Origin of the sequence: Flavobacterium sp. UGB4466 (assembly GCF_903469665.1) — a bacterium.
GTDB classification, from domain to species: Bacteria; Bacteroidota; Bacteroidia; order Flavobacteriales; family Flavobacteriaceae; genus Flavobacterium; species Flavobacterium lipolyticum.
The window spans coordinates 1-1747 of sequence record NZ_CAGKLC010000226.1 but is presented as its reverse complement, the minus strand read 5'-3'; the positions used below and the strand labels follow the sequence as shown (position 1 = coordinate 1747).

The window sequence follows — 1747 nt, the reverse complement described above, 5'->3', positions numbered from 1 at the left end:
ATATAGTTTCTCTTTAGGTATTTTAATCACCATAATCGCACAAATATTCTCTCTATTTACTCCAAAGCTCATTAGCAAGTCGTTAAACGCTATCGAAAAGTTTGACAAACTGCCAAAAGCCGATCAATCTTCGCAAATCGTCATTGATACGTACCGTGAAGGATTAATCCATAACGTACTGTTAATCATAGCCACTACCATTGTAGCGGGTTTTCTAACCTTCTTAATGCGCCAAACTTTGATCGTAATGTCGCGTCATATCGAGTTTGATTTAAAAAATGAAGTTTTCAAACAATATGAAAAACTCTCACAAAACTTTTACAAACAAAACCGCACCGGAGATTTAATGAACCGCATTAGCGAAGACGTCTCAAAAGTTCGTATGTATGTGGGACCGGCGGTAATGTACACGATCAACACTTTCATTCGTTTTGCCATTGTCATAATATATATGTACAATGTCTCACCATTATTAACACTATATACAATTTTACCTTTACCAATTCTTTCTTATTGCATTTTCAAACTAAGCTCAGAAATCAATAAAAGAAGTACCACTTTTCAGCAATATTTATCTAAAGTTTCCAGCTTCACACAGGAAATCTTTTCCGGTATTCGTGTTATAAAAGCCAACTCACTGGAAAATCAGCATCAAAACAACATGGTCGCTCTGGCTGACGAAAGCAAAAAAAAGAGCTTGGATTTGGCCAAAGTACAGTCTTTATTTGGTCCTTTGATGATTGCTTTAATCGGAATCAGTAACCTTGTAGTCATTTACTTTGGAGGTGTCATGTACATTAACGGAACGATTCCGAATATTGGAACGATTGCCGAGTTTATTTTATATGTGAATATGTTAACCTGGCCGGTAGCTTCATTAGGATGGGTTTCATCAATGGTACAGGAAGCCGAAGCTTCTCAGAAACGTTTAAATGAATTTTTAAAAATCGAGCCCGAAATAAAAAATAATAACGAGAATCATTCCAATATTGAGGGTACCATTTCTTTTGAAAATGTAAACTATACCTACGAAGACACCAAGATCGAGGCTCTTAAAAATGTAACTTTTACTGTCAAAAAAGGAGAGACATTGGCTATTTTAGGAAAAACCGGTTCAGGAAAGTCTACAATATTATCACTAATCTCCCGTTTATATGATGTAACCGAGGGGAAAATCACTATTGATCAGAACGAAATCAGTGGTCTGAATCTGTATGATTTGCGAAATAATGTTGGAATTGTACCTCAAGACGCTTTTTTATTCTCGGACACTATTAAAAACAATATAAAATTCGGCAATCAGAACGCTACAGACGAAGAAGTAATCGAAGCGGCCAAAAATGCGGTAGTTCATGATAATATTATCGCTTTTAACAAACAATACGATACTGTTTTAGGAGAAAGAGGAATCACTCTCTCAGGCGGCCAAAAGCAGCGGGTCTCTATTGCGCGCGCAATTATTAAAAATCCGGCTATTTTACTTTTCGACGATTGTTTGTCGGCAGTGGACACAGAAACAGAGGAAACGATTCTTAGCAATTTATTTAAAATTTGTAAAGATAAAACTACAATAATTGTAAGCCATAGGGTATCATCTGCAAAAAATGCCGATAAAATAATCATTTTGGAAGACGGGAAGATCATTCAACAAGGCTCTCATAATCAATTAATAAATCAGGAAGGCTATTATGCATCGTTATATTTAAAACAACTTTCGGAAAAAGAATTACTTTAATTGTTGCGTAAT

Annotated in this window: 1 protein-coding gene; it reads left to right on the top strand. The window is 35.4% G+C overall.

Annotated features, from left to right (window positions below):
• Positions 1 to 1735: ABC transporter ATP-binding protein (locus JO950_RS21765; protein WP_202704520.1), on the top strand; the 1735-nt coding region annotated here is incomplete at its 5' end.
• Positions 1736 to 1747: the final 12 nt, after the last annotated feature.